The organism is Kitasatospora sp. NPDC023176, from assembly GCF_055560495.1.
Map to the genome: position 1 here is coordinate 1 of NZ_JBVHIP010000005.1, position 14475 is coordinate 14475.

The window sequence follows — 14475 nt, forward strand, 5'->3', positions numbered from 1 at the left end:
AGATCAACAGATTCGCCCTTCCCGGCTGGCTGACCTGCTGAGATGCAGCTTCGCTCCTGCGGGAGCCCACTGGGGAACCCGCGCAGCCTCCACTTGGATCACCGTCGAGGAGCATGGTCCGCCGCCCCGTCCGCGCGGCCGTGACCGCGAGGGCACAGGCCAAGGTGGACGCTCCGGCCCCGCCCCGGCCGCCGAGCACGGCCACGGTGACCGCCGGGGAGCCGACGCCCTCGGCCGCGTCCGCGATCCGGTCCAGCAGCCAGGCCTCGGCGTCGGGCAGGAACAGCACGTGCTCCGCGCCGAGTTGGACGGCTCTGACCCAGACCCCGGGATCGTCGAGGTCCAGCCCGAGCAGCAGCACCCCGCCGCGCCTGCCCAGCCCGGCGCAGTGTTCCGCCTGGTCGTCCCCGACCAGGACCAGCGGGGCGGCCTCCCACAGCTCGCGCGGCGGCGGTGCGCCCCTGATCAGCCGCGGCTCGGTGCCCGCCGCCGCGCAGACCCGCAGCAGGTGTTCGGCCAGGCCCTCGTCCTCGGTGACGACGAGCGGCCCGGCGGCCGCGGGGCCCTCGGCGGTGACGTGGTCGGCGATCGGTGTCGACATGGTGTGCTCCCCTCTGCGCCGCCGGCCACCAGGGGCGACCGCGGCGCGCGTCGGACGGATCCGGCGGACGGCCGCCAGGCAGACCTCTGGGAGAGGAAGGGGGATGAGGCCCTGCCCGGCGACCGCCGCCGACCATCACGGTGGGGGGAGATCCGGATTCCGTCATCCGGGTTCCGATTGCCTGTGGATAACCCGTGGGCTGTGGATGAAAACGTTCACCCGGGCGGGGGGCTATTCGGCGAAGAATTGACGAAACGGGGTCACGGAGATGAACCGGCCATCCGCCGTTCCCCGGCCCGACCGTCTTCCCGGCATCCCCTGACCGCCGCGCCCACCGGTCGCCGGCACCGTCCCGCGGAGCCGACCGGAACCAGCCGCGCGCCCCGTGCGCGTCCTGAGCAAATGGCGACGCAGAGTGACGAAAGGTGGTGGACGGACGGAGCCGTCGACACCACCTGTACACCGTCGGAGAAGCCCCCACGGAGCCGTCGCGAAGGGCCTTCAAGCCCTGAAAATGGCCCCGGACGTGCGACGACCCCCGCCGGGGGGGAGAGCGGGGGTCGTCTATCCACAGCCCGACTCGGGGGGGAGGAGCCGGACCGGGTTAGCACGGTCGCGAACGATCCGTGACTTCCATGGTGTACCCGAGCGGCCAGAAACACAAACCCGCACGCCCATGAGTACACCGAATGGCGGGGTGTTTTGTGGCTCCCTCTATCCTCGGTTCCCGTGGACACCACCGAGAACGCCGACGACCACGGCGACGAGTCCCAGGGCGACCCCACCGGGACCGAGGAGCCGGGCGCACCCGCCCGCCCCCGGCCGAACGGACTGCGGACGGCCGCCTTCTTCGACCTCGACAAGACCATCATCGCCAAGTCGAGCGCGCTGGCCTTCAGCCGCCCGTTCTACCAGGGCGGCCTGATCAACCGTCGGGCCGTACTGCGCAGCGCGTACGCCCAGTTCGTCTTCCTGGTCGGCGGTGCGGACCACGACCAGATGGAGAAGATGCGCGAGTACCTCTCCGCGCTCACCCGGGGCTGGAACGTCCAGCAGGTCCGCGAGATCGTCGCCGAGACGCTGCACAACCTGATCGACCCGATCATCTACGACGAGGCCGCCTCGCTCATCGAACAGCACCACGCGGCCGGCCGGGACGTGGTGATCGTCAGCAGTTCCGGCTCCGAGGTGGTCGAGCCGATCGGCGAACTGCTCGGCGCGGACCACGTGATCGCCACCCGGCTGAAGGTCGAGGACGGCTGCTACACGGGCGAGATCGAGTACTACGCCTACGCCGAGAACAAGGCCGAGGCCATCCGGGAGTTGGCCGGACGGGAGGGCTACGACCTGGCCCAGTCCTACGCCTACAGCGACTCCTCGACCGACCTGCCACTGCTGGAGGCGGTCGGCCACCCCTCGGCCGTCAACCCCGACCGCGCGCTGCGCAAGGAGGCGCAGGCCCGGGAGTGGCCGGTGCTGGTCTTCGACCGGCCGGTGCAACTGCGACGTCGGCTGCCCGAGTTCTCCGCGCCGAGCGGATCGGTGCTGACCGCCGTGGCGGTCGGGACGGCCGCCGTGACCGCCGGGGTCATCTGGTACCTGGCGAGGCGCCGCCGCCCCACCGTCTGAGGGGTCCAGCAGAAGGCCGCGATCTAGCACAAAAGCCGGCTAAAACGGGCAATCGACACAGACTTCTCGTTTCGGGTTCCCCTTTCGGTCGAAACGCGATACAAAGGAAGCACGGCCCGCGAGACCCGGTCAGGACCGAAGAGGTCAAACCGACAACGCAGTTCAGGCCCACGGACCGCACGTACAGATATCCGAGCACCCACATGCAGCCGACCCGCTGTCGGGCCGCCGGACCAGACGAACGGGCAGGATCCCCGTCTGATCGGCACTTCCGGTGCATGCTTGGTCACCCGGTATCTGCACCAGCGGCGGCACCCAGCAGGATCAGGTGCCGCCGCATCTTCGTGTCCGCGGCGCTCACGACGCCCGCGGACCGGCCCCTTCGGGCTCAGGCCATCCCGCGCTGCATCGCCTCGCAGACCGCCGTGCTCTCCCGCACCCCGAGCCGCAGTGCCCGTCCGCAGTGGGCGATCCAGGCGGCCATCCCCTCGGGCGTGCCCGCCAGGTAGCCCGCCAGGGCGCGCCGGTAAGTGTCGGTGCCCAGCTCGGCCAGGCCGACCTCGGCGGGGCAGATCGACTTCGGGTCGAGGCCCTCGGCGATCAGCACGATCCGCTGGGCGGCGCGCGCGATCAGCCCGTTGTGGGTGCCGAACGGCCGCAGGGCGAGCAGTTCGCCGTGCACCACCGAGGCGACCACCAGGGCCGACGTGCCCACGCCCTGGCCCTCCGCGCGGGCCACCAGCAGCCGGGAGAGCTGGTCCAGCCGGGCCGCGACCTCCTCCGCGTCGGGCGCGGGCGGCAGCACGGGCAGCGGCCCGTCCACGGCTTCCACCTGGACGCTCTCCACCGGCTCGAGCTCCAGCGGGAACAGTTCCTCGGCGCCCTCCCCGGCCCGGCGCGGCCGACCGGCCGCCGGGTCGGCGTCGCCGACCGCGAGCAGGTGCAGCCGCGCCAGCACCTGCAGCGGCGAGTGCCGCCAGACGCTGAGCAGCTGACCCGCCTCGGCGGCGATCCGCAGGGCGGCGCCGACCGTACGGGCCTCGGCGTCCGCGCTGAAGTCGGTCCGGCGCCGGACCTCCTCCAGCGGCCAGTCGGCCCCGGCCACGGCCGCCGACGCACGGGCGCCGCGCAGCGCGGACTCGGAGGTGACCTCGGCCGCGCGGCGGCGCATCACCCGGTGGCCGTAGAGCCGGTCGACGGCCTTGCGCACCTCGGCCACGGCGTCGGGCACCCCGGGGAGCTGTGCCAACGGGGCGAGGGGATCTGTTCCAGTGCTCACCTACCCGAGAGTAATGAACGGGCGGCCCCTCCTGGAACAGCAACCCCGCATCACCCGTTAGAGGCAATCCTCACTCCCCTCCCCCGATGGACCCCAAACCCCGGCTAGCATGTCCACTATCGGAGACGATAACGATTTCCAATTAGGGGTGCCCCCACGCGCACTCCTGAGCACGCGGCCCACCCCCAGGGCCCAGAGCGAGAGCCGGAGCCCCAGATGAAGATCGCCTTCGTCGGCAAGGGCGGCAGCGGGAAGACCACGCTGTCCGCACTGTTCATCCGCCACCTGGCTGCCATCGGCCGCCCGGTCATCGCCGTCGACGCCGACATCAACCAGCACCTGGGCCCCGCCCTCGGACTGACGGACACCCAGGCCGCCGAACTGCCCTCGCTCGGCGCGTACCTTCCGGAGATCAAGGACTACCTGCGCGGCAGCAACCCGCTGATCCGCTCAGCCGAAGAGATGATCAAGACCACGCCGCCCGGCCGTGGTTCGCGCCTGCTGCGGATCGTCGAGGAGAACCCGGTCTACACGGCCTGCGCCCGCCCGATCGCCCTGGACGAGGGCTCCGTCCGACTGCTGGCGACCGGCGCGTTCACCGAGGAGGACCTCGGGGTGGCCTGCTACCACTCCAAGGTCGGCGCGGTGGAGCTGCTGCTCAACCACCTGCTGGACGGCCCGGACGAGTACCTGGTCACCGACATGACGGCCGGCTCGGACTCCTTCGCCTCCGGGCTGTTCACCCGCTTCGACCTGACCTTCCTGGTCGCCGAGCCGACCCGCAAGGGCGTCTCGGTCTACCGCCAGTACAAGGACTACGCCCGGGACTTCGGCGTCCAGCTGCGGGTCGTCGGCAACAAGGTGCAGGGCCCGGACGACCTGGCGTTCCTGCGCCGCGAGGTCGGCGAGGACCTGCTCACCACCTTCGGGCAGTCGGACTGGGTGCGCCGCCTGGAGCAGGGCGCCGAGCCGCCGCTGAAGTCGCTGGAGCCGGCCAACCGGGCCGTGCTGGAGGAGCTGCGGGCCGAGGCCGAGGCGGCGTACGGGCTGCGCGACGCGCGCCGCTACACCGAGCAGGCCGTGCTCTTCCACCAGCGCAACGCGGAGAGTTGGGCCAACGCCAAGGCGGGCGTCGACCTCTCGACCCAGGTGGACGAGGACTTCGTGCTGGGCGGGTTCCCGGGCGAGTTCGCGGCCGACGCCGCACCGGCCGCCCCCGCGGTAGCCACCGCCTGACGCCCTCGCGCACGCCATCGCACACGGCACCGCCACCGACCGGACGGGCCGCGGCCTCCCCCTCACCCCGGGGAGGGCCGCGGCCCGTTCGCCGTACCGCCCCCCGGCCGCCGCCGACCGCTTCCCGGGCCGGCCCGAGCCGCCCACCAGCAGATTCCCGTCGGTTCGAACACCACCCAATGGGGTGAACCAGCGGAATTCCACTTCCCTCCGAGAGCGACGCTGTGCAAAGCTTTCATTACTCTCGGTTTACCGAGTCTTGACAGCCCGTCCCGACGGTCCACGGCGAGATATCCCGCACCTCGCCCCGGACCCTGGCGGGCCCTGATGGTCAACGCCGGCCGGTGACACCCGCATTCCCCGCCGTGCCCACACCATCCCGCCACACCGTCGCGACCCACGACAGCCGATCCGCCCCCGAGCCCCACCCCGGACTCACCACCGGACCTGACTGCGTTCGTTCCCCCGGACAGACGGGAAGACCATGACCCTCGACATCTCCAGCGCACCCATCGCCTCCGACACCACCGACCACGCGCCACCGGGCCCCGGTGCCCGCGCCCGCTGGGCACACGACCTCTCCGCCTCCCTGGTGGTCTTCCTGATCGCCGTGCCGTTCTCCCTCGGCATCGCGCTCGCCACCGGCGCCCCGCTCACCGCAGGACTGGCCGCGGCGGCCGTGGGCGGCATCGTGGTCGGGCTGTTCGGCGGCACCCCGCTGATGGTCAGCGGCCCCTCCGCCGCACTGACCGTGATCACCGCCGGGCTGATCGCCCAGTACGGCTGGCGGGCCACCTGTGCCGTCACCGTCGCCGCCGGAGTGCTCCAACTCCTGCTCGGCGCACGCCGGGTGGCCCGGACGGCGCTCGCGGTCTCGCCCGCGATCGTGCACGGCATGCTGGCCGGGGTCGGGCTCACCATCGCCATCGCGCAGCTGCACGTCGTCCTCGGCGGCTCGCCGCAGAGCTCGGCGCTCGCCAACCTCCTCGCACTGCCGGGGCAGTTGGCCGGCCCGCACCCACCCGCGCTGCTGGCCGGCTCGGTGACCGTGGCGGTACTGCTGGGCTGGCCCCGGCTCGGCCGACTCACCGGCCGTGCAGGGGAGTTCGGCGCCCGCCTGGCCAAGATCCCCGGCCCGCTGGCCGCCGTGGCCGTCGCCACCACGCTCGCCCTCGTCCTGGATCTGCGGCTCGCCCACATCGAACTGCCCGCCTGGCAACCGCAGTCGCTCGTGCCCGCCCTGCCGCACGGTTCGCTCGCCGGGGTGCTCGCCGCCGTCCTCACCGTCACCGCCGTCGCAAGTGTGGAATCGCTGCTGTCCGCCGTGGCCGTCGACCGGATGTCCCAGCGCACCGGCGACCTCGACCGCGAGCTGCGCGGGCAGGGCCTCGCCAACGTGGTCAGCGGGCTGGTCGGCGGACTGCCGATCGCCGGCGGCGCCGTCCGCAGCACCGCCAACGTGCGGGCCGGCGGGCAGACCAGGTGGGCCTCGGTGCTGCACGGCGTCTGGGTGCTCGCCGCCGCACTGGCGCTGACCGGCGGGCTGCGCCGGATCCCGCTGGCCGCCCTGGCCGCCCTGGTGCTGGTGGTCGGGCTGCAGATGGTGAGCTTCGCGCACATCCGCAACGTGCACCGGCACCGCGAGTTCCCGGTCTACCTGATCACCCTGCTCGCCGTGGTGACCTTCGGCGTCCTCTGGGGCGTCGGCCTCGGTGCGGCGACCGCCGTGCTGCTCGCGCTGTACCGGCTGACCCGTGCCCATGTGGACGTCGAGACCGGCCCCGACGGCTCGGTCACCGTCCAGACCCACGGGCCGCTCACCTTCACCGCCGTCCCCCGGCTGAGCCGGGCGCTGGCCGGGATCCCCGCGGCCGCCGAGGTCACCGTGGTGCACGACGGCTCCTTCCTGGACCACGCCGCGTACGAGACGCTGCACGACTGGCGGACGGGGCGCCAGGCGGCGGGCGGTCGGGTCACGATGGTGACGCGGCGCCAGGGCGACGAGGTGCTCGACCCCGACGGCACCGTCCGGACGGGCAGTTCACCGGGCCCGCACCGCTGCCGGGCCTGGACACCCTGGGTCGGGCACCACTGCATCGAGCAGCAGGAGGACCCGCACGGCCGACTGCTGGACGGCGTCCGGGTGTTCCAGCAGCACACCGCCCCACTGATCAGGCCCGAACTCGCCCGGCTGGCCCGGGAGGGGCAGACGCCCTCCCAGCTCTTCCTGACCTGCGCGGACTCCCGGATGGTGACCAGCATGATCACCAACAGCGGTCCGGGCGACCTGTTCACCGTCCGGAACGTGGGCAACCTGGTGCCGGCCCCGTTCGAGCCCGGCGCGGCCGACGACTCGGTGGCCGCCGCGGTGCAGTACGCGGTCGAGGCGCTGGAGGTGCGCTCGATCACGGTCTGCGGCCACTCCGGCTGCGGTGCGATGAAGGCCCTGCTGGACGGCGTGCACGAACGCCCCGGGCCGCCCACCCCGCTGACCCGCTGGCTACGCAACGGCCGCGGCTCGCTGGACCGGCTCCGACGGGCCCCGGCCGAGTTCGCCGACCGGCCGGTGGTGGACCTCGCGGAGCAGCTCTGCCTCACCAACGTGGTGCAGCAGCTGGACCAGCTGATGGCGAATCCGGCGGTGGAGCGCCGGGTGGAGGAGGGCGCTCTGCGACTGGTCGGGATGTACTTCGACTTCGCCACCGCCCAGGCCTACGTCCTCGACCGCGCCGCCGGAACGTTCAGCCCGGTCGAGGCCCGACTGACACCGGATTCGGCCGAACGGGTGAGAATCGACGGCCTGGTTCCGGTCGACGGCAGCGACGAGGGCCCCCAGCTGGCCGCCTGAGAGCCGGGTCCGTGTCTCCGCCGGGCGGGCCGGGGCACGGGCCCACCGGCCGCCGCGCGGTCTGCCGCCCCGAGCGGAGGACCGCGCGGCCGGTCGTTCGACGATCTGTCATAGGTCTACACCAATTCCAAGGAGCCTCTTGTCAAGTGCCCTATTCGCCTGGTGAGCTTGTGCACTGGGACACACGGGACAATCCCCACGCACGGGATCGCCCCGGATCATGAACTCGATGAGGAGTGCGCGTTGAGCAACGAGAGCCTGGCCAACCTGCTCAGGGAAGAGCGGCGTTTCGCCCCGCCGGCAGAGCTCGCCGCAGCCGCCAACGTCACCGCGGCCGCCTACGCGCAGGCCTCTGAGGACCGCCTGGGCTTCTGGGCCGAGCAGGCCCGCCGCCTCAGCTGGGCCGTCCAGCCGACCGAGACGCTCGACTGGTCCAACCCGCCCTTCGCCAAGTGGTTCGCCGACGGCAAGCTCAACGTGGCCTACAACTGCGTCGACCGCCACGTCGAGAACGGGCTCGGCGACCGGGTCGCCATCCACTTCGAGGGCGAGCCCGGCGACAGCCGCTCGATCACCTACGCCCAGCTCAAGGACGAGGTCTCGCAGGCCGCCAACGCGCTGCTGGAGCTCGGCGTCCGCAAGGGCGACCGGGTCGCGGTCTACCTGCCGATGATCGCCGAGGCGGTCGTCGCGATGCTCGCCTGTGCCCGGATCGGCGCCACCCACTCGGTGGTCTTCGGCGGTTTCTCCGCCGACGCCGTCGCCTCCCGCATCCAGGACGCCCAGGCCAAGCTCGTCATCACCGCCGACGGCGGCTACCGCCGCGGCAAGCCCTCCGCGCTCAAGCCGGCCATCGACGAGGCGCTCACCAAGGTCGACGGCGTCGAGCACGTCCTGGTGATCCGCCGCACCGAGCAGGAGATCGCCTGGACCGAGGGCCGCGACGTCTGGTGGCACGAGATCACCGCGCGTCAGTCCACCGAGCACGCCCCCGAGGCGCACGACGCCGAGCACCCGCTGTTCATCCTCTACACCTCGGGCACCACCGGTAAGCCCAAGGGCATCCTGCACACCTCGGGCGGCTACCTCACCCAGGCCAGCTACACCCACCACGCGGTCTTCGACCTCAAGCCGGAGACCGACGTCTACTGGTGCACCGCCGACATCGGCTGGGTCACCGGCCACTCATACATCGTCTACGGCCCGCTCTCCAACGGCGCCACCCAGGTCATCTACGAGGGCACCCCGGACACCCCGCACCAGGGCCGGTTCTGGGAGATCGTCCAGAAGTACGGCGTGACGATCCTCTACACCGCGCCGACCGCGATCCGCACCTTCATGAAGTGGGGCGACGACATCCCCGCGAAGTTCGACCTGTCCTCGCTGCGGGTGCTGGGCAGCGTCGGCGAGCCGATCAACCCCGAGGCGTGGATCTGGTACCGCGAGCACATCGGCGGCGGCACCTGCCCGATCGTGGACACCTGGTGGCAGACCGAGACCGGCGCCATGATGATCAGCCCGCTGCCGGGCGTCACCGAGACCAAGCCGGGATCGGCCCAGCGCGCCCTGCCGGGCATCGCGGCCACCGTGGTGGACGACGACGCCAACGAGGTCCCGAACGGCTCCGGCGGCTACCTGGTGCTCACCGAGCCGTGGCCGTCCATGCTCCGCACCATCTGGGGCGACGACCAGCGCTACATCGACACCTACTGGTCGCGCTTCGAGGGCCGCTACTTCGCCGGTGACGGTGCCAAGAAGGACGAGGACGGCGACATCTGGCTGCTCGGCCGGGTCGACGACGTCATGCTGGTCTCGGGCCACAACATCTCCACCACCGAGGTCGAGTCGGCCCTGGTCGGCCACCCGTCGGTGGCCGAGTCCGCCGTCGTCGGCGCCGCCGACACGACCACCGGCCAGGCCATCGTCGCCTTCGTGATCCTGCGCGGCGGCGTCACCGAGAGCCCCGAGCTGGTCGAGGAGCTGCGGGCGCACGTCGGCCGCACGCTCGGCCCGATCGCCAAGCCGAAGCAGATCAAGGTGGTCGGCGAGCTGCCGAAGACCCGCTCCGGCAAGATCATGCGCCGCCTGCTGCGCGACATCGCCGAGGGCCGCGAGATCGGTGACACCACCACCCTCGCCGACAGCACGGTGATGAGCCAGATCCAGGCCCAGCTGCCGCCGAGCAGCAGCAACGGCTGAGTGTGGCCCTGACGGCTTGACACCCTGACGGCCGAGCGGCCGGACGGTTCAAGGACCGGACAGTCCGATGACCGGGCGGCGCCCCGGAGTACGAGGGCGCCGACGGTCGAGCGGGCCCGAGCAGTGACCGGGGCCCCGGGCGGTGATCACCGCCCGGGGCCCCGTCGTCGCGTCCGCGAAGGGGTCACGCCCCGGCGGCCGTCGCCGCCCTCGCGCCCGTCGCGCCCGTCGCCGCCGCACGCTGCGCGGCCAGGGTGCGCAGGGTCTCGTACGCGCTCTGGACGAAGCCCCGGCCGCGCGCGATCCGCACCCCCGAGCGTGCCCCGGTCAGCACCGCCAGCCCGACCTGGGCCCGTGGACTGGACCCGACGAAGGCGCTGAACCCCCGGGTCGACCCGGCGTGGAACACCAGTTCCTCGGCCCCCTCCCTCGCTGGCGCATCCGCCAGGCCGGCCACGTCACTATCGCTGTCGTCACCGTCACCGTCACCGACGACCTGACCGGCCGACAGGCGCTGCGTCCAGCCCAGGCAGAGCCGGGTGCCGCCGCGGCGCCGCCCCACCCGCGGCCGGCGGACCTCACCGAGCGCCGTTCGCAGCGCCGCCGCGTCGGCCCGCTCGGGCAGTGGCACGGCGTCCAGCGACAGGTGCGCGTCTTGGTCACGGATCCGAGCTCGAACCGGGTGTCCGCCCGGACGGGGTGGAGTCCGGAGTGGTCGGAGTGCCCGCGGCAGGCGACCGTCCGCTCATCACCGCGGATCACCACGACGGCGACGCCGCCGTCCGGGCCGGCGGTGCGGAACAGCGGGCGGAGCAGCCGGTCGAGGTCGGACGGGACGCCGGGGAGTCGGGAACATCAGAGGCATCAGGGACCTCGGGGACGACCGGGGACGCCTCCCGGAGAAGCCCTCGGGGGAACGTCCGAACGCGGCTCAGCGCCGTTCGGATCGTTCGGGCCGGCGGGCTCACCGGGTAAGAGGGGCGGTTGGGGCATGGTGGTGCCGCCACCGGGCATGGTCGTGCCTCCAGCAGTACAGCCGGAACAGCGGACAGGGAGGGGTTCGCACCGGCCCGGACCGGGCGGGCGCCTGTCACCGACCTCAGGGAGCCGTTCACCCGACTGCACTCGGCCTGAGCCGTTCGGGTGCCGGTCCACTGCTCCCCGGGAGTGCAGAATCGGCCCACAGGGCTTAAGTCCTTTATGAGGACAATCCGGACGTCACCCGAACATCCCGCTAGACTGTTAAGGACGCATCAAGATCCTTGAGCAGGATTCGCGGGCGTCACAGGGCGCGCCGGGAAGTCTGGTCGGCAACTGCACCACCCGTGCAACCGTTGCCGCTCCCAGCCCAGGAGGTCCCCGTGACCGACCAGCCGCCCGTCCACGAGCCGACGACCCGCCGCCGGCAGTTCCTCGGCCGGCTGTCACTGCCCGAGCGCACCTTCATCACCGACGCCCTGCGCACCGAGACGGTCGGCGGCATGCTGCTGCTGACCGCCGCCGTGGTCGCGCTGATCTGGGCGAACGTCTGGCCGCACGCGTACGAGAGCATGCTCGACTACAAGATCGGCCCGTCCGCCCCGCTCCACCTCGACCTCACCCTGGCCAACTGGGCCAAGGACGGCCTGCTGACGATCTTCTTCTTCGTGGCCGGCATCGAGCTCAAGCGCGAGTTCGTCGCGGGCGAGCTGCGCAGCCCGGCCGCGGCCGCGCTCCCGGTGATCGCGGCGGTCTGCGGCGTCGCCCTGCCCGCGATCCTGTTCGCCCTGATCAACTCCGGCAGCGGCGGCCACCCCGGCGGCTGGGCCATCCCGACCGCCACCGACATCGCCTTCGCCCTCGGCGTGCTGGCCGTGGTCGGCAGCCACCTGCCCTCGGCGCTGCGTGCCTTCCTGCTCACCCTGGCCGTGGTCGACGACCTGATCGCGATCCTGATCATCGCGATCTTCTACAGCTCCGGGATCAAGTTCTGGGCGCTCGGCCTGGCCTTCGCCGGCCTGGTGCTGTTCTGGTTCCTGCACCGGCGCGGGGTGAAGGGCTGGTACCTGTTCGTGCCGCTGGCCCTCGTGGTCTGGGCGCTGATGCACGAGAGCGGCATCCACGCCACGGTGGCGGGCGTCGCGATGGGCCTGATGCTGCGCTGCCACCGGGAGGGCGACGAGAAGCACTCCCCCGGCGAGCACATCGAGCACCTGGTCCGCCCGCTCTCCGCCGGGCTGGCCGTCCCGCTGTTCGCGCTGTTCGCGGCCGGGGTGACGATCTCCGGCCCGGCGCTGCGCGAGGTGTTCACCCAGGCCACCCCGCTCGGCATCGTGATCGGGCTGCTGGTCGGCAAGACGGTGGGCATATTCGGCGGCACCTGGCTGGCCGCCCGGTTCACCCGGGCCGAGCTGAACCCCCAGCTCAAGTGGGCCGACCTGTTCGCCGTCGCGGTGCTCGCCGGGATCGGCTTCACCGTCTCGCTGCTGATCAGCGAACTGGCGTTCCCGCACGACCTGGCACTCGCCGACCGCTCCAAGACGGCCGTCCTGGTCGGTTCGCTGCTCTGCGCGGTGGTCGCCACCGTGCTGCTGAAGCTGCGCAACCGGCACTACCGCGCGCTGTGCGAGGAGGAGGACCGGGACGAGGACGGCGACGGCGTCCCGGACGTCTACCAGCAGGACGACCCGGCCTGGCGGGCCCGGAACGCCGACGCGGCGGCGGTCGCCGAGGCTGCCCGGCGGCTGCCCGGTGAGGGGCCCTCGGCCGACCGCTGAGCCCCCTGGGAGGCCGTCACAGGCCTCCCACAGGGCGTCCCTCAGGGGTCCCCAGCGGTTCCCCCGGGCCTCCCAACGACCTTCCGAAGCCGGGACACGTCCCTCCGGCGGGGCCCCGGAGTGGTGTCCGACTGACCGGTAGGGGCATGATTCTGAGCTGTCGACACACCAGTGACGCCTCCGGAACCCCCACCGGCCCCGGAGACCGCACCCCGCGACGGCGTCACGCCGCAGCAGCCGCAGAGGAGAACCGCTGATGCCCGCAGGAGCCGCAGACCCGTCCAGCAACGGCCGGGCGCCCTACGAGGGCGAGCGTTCGGTGGGGCAGCTGTTCGCGGCGGCCACCGCCGATCTGAGCGCACTCGTGCACGACGAGATCGCGCTCGCCAAGTCCGAGATCAAGGCGGACGTCAAGCGCGGTGTCTCCGGCGGTGTCTCGGTCGGTATCGCCCTCGTGGTGATCCTGTTCTCCGTGCCGATGTTGAGCGCCGCGTTCGCCTTCGGCATCCACGCGCTGGGCCTGTCGCTCGGCTGGTCCTTCCTCATCGTGGCGGCCGCCTACTGGGTGCTCGCCGGGGTGCTCTTCCTGTTGGCGAGGCGCTTCTTCAAGAAGATCCACAAGCCGGAGCGCACCATCGAGGGCGTCCAGAAGACCGCCGAGGTGCTGAAGAACGCCCGGCCGCGTCCGGCCACCCAGGAGGAGATCGACCGGGGCCTGGGCCGCATCCCGTAACCGGACCCGCGACCGACGTGCCCGGACCCGCCGACGGCGAGTGCCGGGCACATGTCCGTCGCACGGATGTGACACGCTCTCGGTATGCCGCTCGACCACAAGCCCGCTACCGCGCAGCCGTCCGCCGCTTCCGGCCCAGACTCCGGCCCGGACTCCGGCCCGGAGTCCACCGCGGGTGCCCCCGTCCCCGGACGGTCCGACGACGGTGCCGACGGTGCCGACGGCGCCGTCGGCGAGGCCTGGAGCATCCGGCAGTCCGGCCCCTGGACGCACCGCGACCTGGCGGCCAACGGCGCCCGCTTCCACATCACCGAGCTGGGCTCCGGCCCGCTGGTGCTGCTGGTGCACGGCTGGCCCGAGTACTGGTGGGCCTGGCGCCACCAGCTGACCGCGCTCGCCGCGGCCGGCTACCGCGCGGTGGCGCTCGACCTGCGGGGCATCGGCGGCAGCGACCGCACCCCGCGCGGCTACGACCCGGGCAACCTGGCCCTGGACATCACCGGCGTGATCCGCTCGCTCGGCGAGCGCCGGGCGCACCTGGTCGGGCACGCCTCCGGCGGCACCCTGGCCTGGGTGGCGGCGGTGATGCGCCCGTCGGTGATCCAGAGCCTCACCGTGGTCTCCGCGGCGCACCCCCGGGACCTCCGCCGGGCCCTGCTGACGGACCGCAAGCAGATGGCCGCCTTCGACCACGTGCTGGGCTTCCAGCGGCCGTGGATACCGGAACGCCGGCTGGTCGCGGACGACGCCGCGCTGGTGGGCCGCTACCTGGACGAGTGGACCGGACCGAACAAGCTGGACGAGACCGCCGTGCACGCGTACCGGCAGGCGATCCGGATCCCCAGCACCGCGCACTGCTCGATCGAGCCGTTCCGCTGGCTGCTGCGCTCGATGGCGCGCCCGGACGGCATCCAGTTCGCCCGGCGGATGAAGAAGCCGATCACCGCGCCGACCCTGCAGGTCCAGGGCGCCTCGGACCCGGTGCTGCTGTCGCACACCGCGCTGGGCGGCGGCGAGTACGTGGCGGCGCCGTACCGCTGGCGGCTGCTGCCGGGGGTCGGGCACTTCCCGCACGAGGAGGCGCCAGAGGAGTTCACCGCGGAGCTGCTGGACTGGGTCGGTCGCCACAAGGAGTGACGGCCGGCGGGCCGCCCGGGGCCGGTCGAAGGTCCCAACTCCCTTGATGTTGCGCTC

At 72.4% G+C, this 14475-nt stretch carries 10 protein-coding genes and 1 pseudogene; 7 read left to right on the forward strand and 4 right to left on the reverse strand.

Going from position 1 to position 14475, the window contains the following annotated elements:
- On the reverse strand, nucleotides 1-601 hold a 601-nt coding region (ssd, locus tag ACZ3YL_RS09640; RefSeq protein WP_465656469.1), incomplete at its 3' end, for a septum site-determining protein Ssd.
- 831 nt (nucleotides 602-1432) lie between these two features.
- Between ssd and ACZ3YL_RS09645 the strand changes: the two genes are divergently transcribed.
- The gene (locus tag ACZ3YL_RS09645) at nucleotides 1433-2230 is read left to right on the forward strand and encodes an HAD family hydrolase (RefSeq protein WP_188303892.1); all 798 of its coding nucleotides are present in this window, start codon (nucleotides 1433-1435) and stop codon (nucleotides 2228-2230) included.
- 388 nt (nucleotides 2231-2618) lie between these two features.
- Here ACZ3YL_RS09645 and ACZ3YL_RS09650 read toward each other — a convergent pair whose 3' ends face one another.
- Entirely contained in the window at nucleotides 2619-3509 is an 891-nt protein-coding gene (locus ACZ3YL_RS09650; RefSeq protein WP_465656471.1) for a Fic family protein, read from the reverse strand.
- Between the two features lie 216 nt (nucleotides 3510-3725).
- On the opposite strand from ACZ3YL_RS09650, the gene ACZ3YL_RS09655 reads away from it, so the two are divergent.
- The 3 genes from ACZ3YL_RS09655 to acs all read left to right on the forward strand — a co-directional run bounded on the left by ACZ3YL_RS09655 (nucleotide 3726) and on the right by acs (nucleotide 9792).
- The gene (locus tag ACZ3YL_RS09655; protein ID WP_465656473.1) at nucleotides 3726-4745 is read left to right on the forward strand and encodes an ATP-binding protein; all 1020 of its coding nucleotides are present in this window, start codon (nucleotides 3726-3728) and stop codon (nucleotides 4743-4745) included.
- Between the two features lie 484 nt (nucleotides 4746-5229).
- On the forward strand, nucleotides 5230-7593 hold the full coding sequence (locus tag ACZ3YL_RS09660) for a SulP family inorganic anion transporter (protein ID WP_465656475.1): 2364 nt from the start codon (nucleotides 5230-5232) through the stop codon (nucleotides 7591-7593).
- A gap of 243 nt (nucleotides 7594-7836) precedes the next feature.
- The gene (gene acs / locus ACZ3YL_RS09665) at nucleotides 7837-9792 is read left to right on the forward strand and encodes an acetate--CoA ligase (RefSeq protein ID WP_465656477.1); all 1956 of its coding nucleotides are present in this window, start codon (nucleotides 7837-7839) and stop codon (nucleotides 9790-9792) included.
- A gap of 184 nt (nucleotides 9793-9976) precedes the next feature.
- Here the strand turns inward: acs and ACZ3YL_RS09670 are convergent, their stop codons facing one another.
- Together ACZ3YL_RS09670 and ACZ3YL_RS09675 are read right to left on the reverse strand one after the other, a co-directional pair.
- Complete coding sequence (locus ACZ3YL_RS09670) at nucleotides 9977-10423, reverse strand: hypothetical protein (protein ID WP_465656479.1); 447 nt, start codon at nucleotides 10421-10423, stop codon at nucleotides 9977-9979.
- Nucleotides 10424-10446: 23 nt separating this feature from the next.
- Nucleotides 10447-10608, reverse strand: a pseudogene (locus tag ACZ3YL_RS09675) (serine hydrolase); the annotation flags it as partial.
- Nucleotides 10609-11153: 545 nt separating this feature from the next.
- On the opposite strand from ACZ3YL_RS09675, the gene nhaA reads away from it, so the two are divergent.
- The 3 genes from nhaA (at nucleotide 11154) to ACZ3YL_RS09690 (ending at nucleotide 14418) form a co-directional block, all read left to right on the forward strand.
- The gene (gene nhaA / locus ACZ3YL_RS09680; RefSeq protein WP_465656481.1) at nucleotides 11154-12548 is read left to right on the forward strand and encodes a Na+/H+ antiporter NhaA; all 1395 of its coding nucleotides are present in this window, start codon (nucleotides 11154-11156) and stop codon (nucleotides 12546-12548) included.
- Between the two features lie 256 nt (nucleotides 12549-12804).
- Nucleotides 12805-13281 carry a phage holin family protein gene (locus ACZ3YL_RS09685; RefSeq protein ID WP_188303884.1) on the forward strand — a complete coding sequence of 159 codons (477 nt, stop codon included), beginning with the start codon at nucleotides 12805-12807 and terminating at the stop codon, nucleotides 13279-13281.
- 84 nt (nucleotides 13282-13365) lie between these two features.
- Nucleotides 13366-14418 carry an alpha/beta fold hydrolase gene (locus ACZ3YL_RS09690; protein WP_465656483.1) on the forward strand — a complete coding sequence of 351 codons (1053 nt, stop codon included), beginning with the start codon at nucleotides 13366-13368 and terminating at the stop codon, nucleotides 14416-14418.
- The last annotated feature ends 57 nt before the right edge of the window (nucleotides 14419-14475 follow it).

Excerpts from the sequence above, each read along its gene's own strand:
- ACZ3YL_RS09655 (WP_465656473.1), top strand. The coding sequence starts at position 3,726 with ATGAAGATCGCCTTCGTCGGCAAGGGCGGCAGCGGGAAGACCACGCTG.
- ACZ3YL_RS09660 (WP_465656475.1), top strand. The coding sequence starts at position 5,230 with ATGACCCTCGACATCTCCAGCGCACCCATCGCCTCCGACACCACCGAC.
- ACZ3YL_RS09685 (WP_188303884.1), top strand. The coding sequence starts at position 12,805 with ATGCCCGCAGGAGCCGCAGACCCGTCCAGCAACGGCCGGGCGCCCTAC.
- ACZ3YL_RS09690 (WP_465656483.1), top strand. The coding sequence starts at position 13,366 with ATGCCGCTCGACCACAAGCCCGCTACCGCGCAGCCGTCCGCCGCTTCC.